Origin of the sequence: Streptomyces sp. NPDC058691 (assembly GCF_042714775.1) — a bacterium.
Lineage (GTDB): Bacteria > Actinomycetota > Actinomycetes > Streptomycetales > Streptomycetaceae > Actinacidiphila.
Map to the genome: position 1 here is coordinate 295,954 of NZ_JBHXSO010000001.1, position 6,268 is coordinate 302,221.

The following is a 6,268-nucleotide window of genomic DNA, read 5'->3' on the forward strand; positions in this document are numbered from 1 at the left end:
CGCCGTAGCCTGAGGGGCCTGGCCAGCCAGCTCGGAACGATTGACCCTCTCGCGGGAGGGCAGGCCAGCGGGGGCTCCTTTGGGTGCTCACTGCGCGCGGGCACGAGTCCGTGTCCTGCCTCATGATCCATACCGGCTGAATCCTGATGTCTGCCACGCGCGGCCGTCGGGCAGCACGGCGAGTGCCTCGTAGCCGTCCAGAGCTTCCAGCCAGTCCCGTGCGCTCTCGCCTCTGACGAACGCCGCGGTCGCGTAGGCGTCGGTCGTGGCCAGCCGGGGCCCGATGACGGTGAGGGAGGCGAAGGCGGTGGCGGGTGTGCCGCGGTGCGGGTCGAGGATGTGGACGCCGCGCTCGGCAGTGCCCGACGTGGCGACGGCGAGGTCGTGGCCGGCGGAGATGACGGCGGCCAGTTCGCCGGGGCGCAGCGGGTGGGTGATGCCGATGCGCCACGGGGTGCCGGGGGCTGCCTGGCCGCGCAGTTGGAGGTCGCCTCCGCCGTTGACGCAGGTGTGATGTGCGCCGGCTTCGTAAAGCAGCTGGGATGCGGCTTCGGCGGCCCAGCCCTTGACGAGGCCCGAGGGGTCGAGGACACCGGCCGGGACGACGCTGAACCAGCCATCGCTGTCGTGGGCGGCCTGTGCGCAGAGGGACAGTACTTCGTGGACTTCGGGAGCGCAGTCGTCCGGGCGGACCTCGCCGCGGCCGAGGCGGCTGATGTCGCTGTCGGGCCGGTAGGTGGAGAACACGGCATCGACCGCGTGGAGTTGCCTTACAGCCTCGGTGAGGGCGCTACGGATGGCGGGGGTGGGCCTGTCGCGGATATCGAAGGAGAAGACGGTGCCCATGACGTGTTCGACGTGGCGCAGTCCGTGTGCGGTGTCAGTCATGGGCCTGGTCCAGGGCGCTCTGCAGGGACTGGATGTAGCCCTGGCTGGTGTAGCTGGCCCCGGAGACGGCGTCGATGTGCGCGCTCTGCGCGCCGATCGCCTCCTGAGTGAGGCGAGGCAAGGCGTAGGCGGCGATCTGCTGGTCGCGGCCGTTCTGGTCCGGGGCCTGGAGCACCTGGACCGAGGTGATCTTTCCCTTGGTGAGGGTGGCGGCGACCTGCACGGTTCCGTACTGGGTGTCGATGGGGTCCCCGGTGAACGTGCCCGTCCCGGCGGATACACCCGACGAGGTGCCTGCGGGGCCATGCGGGGACGGGGGAGCCGTGGGGGAACGGGGGGCGACTCCGGCGAGGGCGGGGAGCTGGTGGGGTTTGAGAGCGAGCAGCGCGACGATCAGGGCGCTGATCCCGATGGTGGCGAGGACGGCTCGGCGCACGGCGGTTCTCCTCAGAACGCGAACGACTCGTGGTGGATGAGCGGTGCCGGGACGCCGGCACCGCGCAGGGCCTTGATCGCGGCTTGTGTCATGCCGGGTGGACCGCACAGGTAGACGTCGTGCGCGGCAAGATCCGGCACCAGAGCGGCAAGGCCCAGGGCAGTGAGAGGTGAGGAGTATCCGGCCGGCTCGTCGACGACGTAGTGCACGGTGGCCCGTCGACGGGCGGCTATGGCGTCGATTTCACCTCGCAGGGCGAGGTCTTCGGCGCGGCGGGCCCGGTAGACCAGGGTCACCTGTCCCGGCAGCGTCTCGAAGAGCGTGCGCAAGGGCGTGATACCGACACCGCCGGCCAGGAGCAGCACCTTGGCGGCGGTGCGGCGGTGCGCCGTGAAGCCGCCATACGGTCCCTCCGCCCACACCCGGGTGCCTGGTGCCAGGCGGGCGAGCGCGGCGCTGTGGCCACCGGCGGTCTTGACCGTGATGCGCAGATGGCGGGGGTGCGCGGGGGCGGAAAGGGAGTAAGGATTGGCGGTCCACCACAGTCCGCGGGCCATGAAGCGCCAGCGCAGGAACTGCCCCGGCTCACCGCCCAGCTCTTCGAGGTGCTCGCCGGTGAGGTGGACGGAGACCACACCCGGTGCCTCGGGGTGGACCGCGGTGACACGCAGTCGGTGGCGCAGTCCGCGCCGCAGCGGCACGGCGAACCGGTACCAGGCGACCAGCGCGGCGACCCCGAGGAACAGCGTGTACCAGGCCAACTGGGCGGGGCGGTTTCCGACGAAGTCGGCTCCGTTGGACAGTTGGTGGCCGAAGGTGAGGAAGACCGCCAGGTAAGTGGCGAAGTGCAGGTAGTGCCAGGTCTCGTAACTCATCCTGCGGCGGGCCGCGCGGGCCGAGACGATTCCGGTAGCCAGGAACAGCGCGAAGCCGGCCGTGCCCTTGAGGAGGTCTGGGTAGCGCAGGACAAGCGTGGAGGTTTGGCCGACCACGTTCGTGTGGGAGGTCAGTGAGTAGCCCCAGATGATCAGCAGGGTGTGGGCGATTGCGAGGGAGACGGTGCAGCGGCCGCCCAGCGCGTGCCAGCGGGCGAGACGGTCGGTGCCGATGGTGTGGTCCAGGAGCGGCACGCGGGCCATCAGGGCGAGCAGCACCGCGCAGGCGTAGCCGGCGAGCAGTCCCGTGATGCGTCCCGCGCCGGTGAGCCAGCCCGCCGGGCCGATCACCGAGGTCGTGTCGCTCCACCACAGGGCCAGCACTCCGGCGGCGCCGGCCCAGATCACCAGCCGCGCCAGGTGGGGCACGGCGCTGCGGCGCGGACGCCGGTGGCGCATCCCACGGCTCGCACCCGTGGTGGTGTATGTGGTGGTCATGAGGCTCCTCCGGATGAGACTCGCTCCGGCGATGGGCGGCCAGCCTCACAGCCCAACCTCTGCGTACCTTCTGAAACCACCCCGTCGGCCGCCCTCAGCGCCGATTCAGAGGAAACTCAGAGACATCGCTCGCACCGCCATGGCCGGCTCCGGGGGATGCTGAGTGGACCATGGACAAACCGCGTACGACATCCCTCCTGCACCGTCCCGACGGAGAACCCGTGCGGATCCTCGTCGTCGACGACGAACCCGACGTCACGGACGTCCTGGCCGGGGTCATGACCGGGGAGGGCTGGCACGTCCGCACCGCCGCGGACGGGGCGACTGCGCTCGCGACCGCCCGTGATTTCCGGCCCGACGCGGTGGTCCTGGACTGGATGCTGCCCGACCTGAACGGCCTGCAGATCCTGCGCGCCCTCAGAAGCGAGGCACCCGGCGTGTGCGTGCTGTTCCTGACCGCCCGCGACGCGGTCGAGGACCGCATCGCGGGCATCACCGCAGGCGGCGACGACTACGTCACCAAGCCCTACAGCCTGGAAGAAGTCCTGGCCCGCCTGCGCGGACTGCTCCGCCGGGCCGGCATGACGGCCGAGTCGGGAGCAATCCGGCTCACCGTCGGGGACCTCACCATGGACGAAGAGGCCAGGGAGGTCAGGCGCGGCGGGGACACCGTCGACCTGTCCCGTACGGAGTTCGAACTCCTGCGCTTCCTCATGCGAAACCCGCGCCGGGTACTTTCCAAGGACCAGATCCTCGACCGGGTCTGGGCCTACGACTTCGGCGGCCGCGCCCACATCGTTGAGCTCTACATCAGCTACCTGCGCAAAAAGATCGACGCCGGACGCACCCCGATGATCCACACCGTGCGCGGCGTCGGCTATGTCCTCAAACAGGAATCCTCGTGACACGGCTACCGCCCCGCACCCTGCGCGGCCAGCTCACCGCCGGACTCGTCACCCTGCTGGCTCTCGCCTGCCTCGCTGTCGGCATCACCACCGCCCTGGCACTGCGCGGATTCCTGATGGGGCGCCTGGACGAGCAACTGGCCGCCTCCGGCGGCAGGTTCGCCGCCAGCCTGGAACACGAAGCCCAGCCGGACGCCGACAACCGCCCCGACACCCGGGGCCAGGCCGAATCGACCTTTGGCGCCCGCCTCCTGAACGGCTCCGTCACCCAGGCAGCCGTCGTTGACGACACGACCGACCGCCCCCTCCAACTCACCCCCGGGGATCGTCGCGCCCTGGTAGCGATCCCCGTGGACGGACAAGGACACAGCATCCGCATCTCCGCTCTGGGGGCGTACCGCGTCTCGGCTGTCCGGGGCGACGACCAGGACACTCTGATCACCGGACTACCCCTGCACCCGGTGGAAGAGACCGTTCACCGCCTCGAAGCAGTCGAAGCCGTGCTGTTCGGCGCCGCCCTCGTGGTCACCGGCATCGCCGGGGCCCTATGGGTGCGGATCTCCCTGCGCCCCCTCCAGCGGGTCACCGCCCGGGCAGCGGAGGTAGCCGGGCTGCCGCTAGCCAGCGGCGAGGTCGCCATGCCAGGGCCACTTCCCGACACCGACTCCCGCACCGAGGTCGGCCAGGTCGGCACCGCACTCAACCACATGCTCGGCCACATCGAAAACGCTCTCATCCGGCGCCAGGCCGGCGAGGAACGGCTCCGGCAGTTCGCCGCTGACGCCAGCCACGAACTGCGCACCCCCGTCGCCAACATCCGGGGCCACGCCGAACTCGCCCTGCGCCACCACGGCCCCGTTCCCGGCGAGGTCCGCCACGCCCTGGAACGCATCGACGGCGAGTCGCAACGCATGACGCGCCTCGTCGACGACCTGCTCCTTCTGGCCCGTCTGGACGCCGGACGCCCCCTCGAACACGAGCCGGTCGATCTGACCCTGCTGATCCTCAACGCAACGGACGACGCCCGCGCCGCAGGCCCGGACCACCGCTGGCTCCTCGACCTGCCCGACAACCCGGTCACCCTCACCGGCGACGCCCACCGGCTCCAGCAGGCCATCGGCAACCTCCTCGCCAACGCCCGCACCCACACCCCGCCCGGCACCGAAGTGACCATCGCCCTCACGACCGATCAGAACAGCGTCTCCGTGAGCGTGAGCGACAACGGGCCAGGCATCCCCGAAGAGCTCCAGCAGGAGGTCTTCGGCCGCTTCGTTCGCGCCGACCACGCCCGCTCCCGCAGCGCAGGAAGCACCGGTCTCGGCCTCGCCATCGTCCACGCCGTCATCACCGCCCACGGCGGAACCATCACCGTCACCAGCAGCCCCGAACACACGGCCTTCCGACTGACACTTCCCGACTGATACGCGCCCCCGCCCCACTTCCGCGCCTCACCGCCCGGGGCCGACGACGTGGATCGCGTCCGCGTTCCACCAGTTCGGCACCGTCAACACCCCGATGACCTGCCGTTCGGTCCCTGCATACGCCGATGCCACCCGTTCGCCCGCAGTCGGCAGCCGTGCATCGACAGCCGCCGGGTCCTCCGGAGTCACCTCCGCGAGCACTTCGGCGACCGTCTCCCGCGCGGGCTTCTCCACCTGACCCCGGGCAGCCGCCTCGCGCGCCCCTGGAGGGTGTGTCGGCGCTGATGACAGGCCTGTGTGAGGCTTGACTGTGGCGGCGCCAGAGCGGCACCCTCACGATCAAAGGGAACTACGCTGGGGGTTTTACGTCCAGCAGTTCTTCGAATGGCACAGGAGTGCCTCCTACCTCGGCCATCACCTGTTTGTGTTCCGCATCTATCGGGTGCTCGGACTTCGCGAATGCGGCCCGCGCCGCTTCGTAGTTGTCACACTCGACAACATAGACCAGCAGCGGTCCGTCCGAGGACTCAACGAGGACCGCGCGTTCGTGCCGCACACCTTCATCAACCAAGGTCGCCGTGACCTCATCCCGTCGCGGGCCCTGCACCACCTGCAACCAATCGCGAAGTTTTTCGACTTTGCCTGGATCTACCTGAGTTACGGTTATATGTATCATGGCTGAAATCCTATCCCCACGGGGCTGGTCGATTGGAGAGGGTAGACCTCTGAGTGATCTCCCCCTCTGTTACGTCTGCCCTTTCGCAAGCGTAGGTGCTTGCCGCTCTGACGTCCGTCGTGGATGCCGTACGAGGCCGGTGACGCGGCCTGTTGCGCGCAGACCGCGTCACCAGTAGGGGGCCGGCTGCTCTTTCGGGAGTGACAGGCCCCCGCCCGTGTAAGGGAGGCGTCTCGGGGGCCCCGAGTGCGCAGGTGCGCGCTCCCTTATTGTTTCCTGTACCGCTGTGAGAAGATGCCGCGCACCTTCAGGGGTCAATCAACGGCCATCCATCTGAATTCCTTCAACGAGGCCACGAGACTCTACTTCCTGAAGTCTGAATGCGAATATCCATATGCTACCTTCGGATCAGGGGACAGCAAAAAACTTTCACTAAATGAAAGTTTTGACTCGACATCCCCCGTCGCATAGCTAAGAGCTCGTAACACGATCTTGTGGTCTCAGTTGCTGTGCCACTGATACTTGGCTGCCCACCTGCCCGCGATACTTGGGCGATGGACAGCTACGAG

7 protein-coding genes are annotated in these 6,268 nt (G+C 68.8%); 2 read left to right on the top strand and 5 right to left on the bottom strand.

Annotated elements, in window-relative coordinates; all coding sequences use genetic code 11:
• Positions 1-120 precede the first annotated feature (120 nt).
• From ACFWVC_RS01405 to ACFWVC_RS01415, 3 genes are read right to left on the bottom strand one after another with little or no spacing between them, the layout of a single operon-like run.
• Positions 121-888, bottom strand: a complete 768-nt coding sequence (locus ACFWVC_RS01405; protein ID WP_384273653.1) for an FAD:protein FMN transferase — start codon at positions 886-888, stop codon at positions 121-123.
• A complete protein-coding gene (locus ACFWVC_RS01410) occupies positions 881-1,324 on the bottom strand; it encodes an FMN-binding protein (RefSeq protein ID WP_384273655.1) in 444 nt (147 codons plus the stop codon). The genes ACFWVC_RS01405 and ACFWVC_RS01410 overlap by 8 nt, the downstream gene beginning before the upstream one ends.
• 11 nt (positions 1,325-1,335) lie before the next feature.
• On the bottom strand, positions 1,336-2,697 hold the full coding sequence (locus tag ACFWVC_RS01415; RefSeq protein ID WP_384273658.1) for a ferric reductase-like transmembrane domain-containing protein: 1,362 nt from the start codon (positions 2,695-2,697) through the stop codon (positions 1,336-1,338).
• Between the two features lie 170 nt (positions 2,698-2,867).
• On the opposite strand from ACFWVC_RS01415, the gene ACFWVC_RS01420 reads away from it, so the two are divergent.
• Together ACFWVC_RS01420 and ACFWVC_RS01425 are read left to right on the top strand one after the other, a co-directional pair.
• On the top strand, positions 2,868-3,602 hold the full coding sequence (locus ACFWVC_RS01420; protein ID WP_384273661.1) for a response regulator transcription factor: 735 nt from the start codon (positions 2,868-2,870) through the stop codon (positions 3,600-3,602).
• Positions 3,599-5,023, top strand: a complete 1,425-nt coding sequence (locus ACFWVC_RS01425; protein ID WP_384273664.1) for a sensor histidine kinase — start codon at positions 3,599-3,601, stop codon at positions 5,021-5,023. Before ACFWVC_RS01420 ends, ACFWVC_RS01425 begins: the two co-directional genes overlap by 4 nt.
• 27 nt (positions 5,024-5,050) lie before the next feature.
• On the opposite strand, the gene ACFWVC_RS01430 is transcribed toward ACFWVC_RS01425, so the two are convergent.
• Both ACFWVC_RS01430 and ACFWVC_RS01435 read right to left on the bottom strand, forming a co-directional pair.
• Positions 5,051-5,257, bottom strand: coding sequence for a hypothetical protein (locus ACFWVC_RS01430; RefSeq protein WP_384273666.1), 207 nt, complete (start codon positions 5,255-5,257; stop codon positions 5,051-5,053).
• A gap of 115 nt (positions 5,258-5,372) precedes the next feature.
• Positions 5,373-5,699, bottom strand: a complete 327-nt coding sequence (locus ACFWVC_RS01435) for a DUF6176 family protein (RefSeq protein WP_384273669.1) — start codon at positions 5,697-5,699, stop codon at positions 5,373-5,375.
• Between the last annotated feature and the right edge of the window lie 569 nt (positions 5,700-6,268).

Excerpts from the sequence above, each read along its gene's own strand:
- ACFWVC_RS01405 (WP_384273653.1), bottom strand. The coding sequence starts at position 888 with ATGACTGACACCGCACACGGACTGCGCCACGTCGAACACGTCATGGGC.
- ACFWVC_RS01415 (WP_384273658.1), bottom strand. The coding sequence starts at position 2,697 with ATGACCACCACATACACCACCACGGGTGCGAGCCGTGGGATGCGCCAC.
- ACFWVC_RS01420 (WP_384273661.1), top strand. The coding sequence starts at position 2,868 with ATGGACAAACCGCGTACGACATCCCTCCTGCACCGTCCCGACGGAGAA.
- ACFWVC_RS01435 (WP_384273669.1), bottom strand. The coding sequence starts at position 5,699 with ATGATACATATAACCGTAACTCAGGTAGATCCAGGCAAAGTCGAAAAA.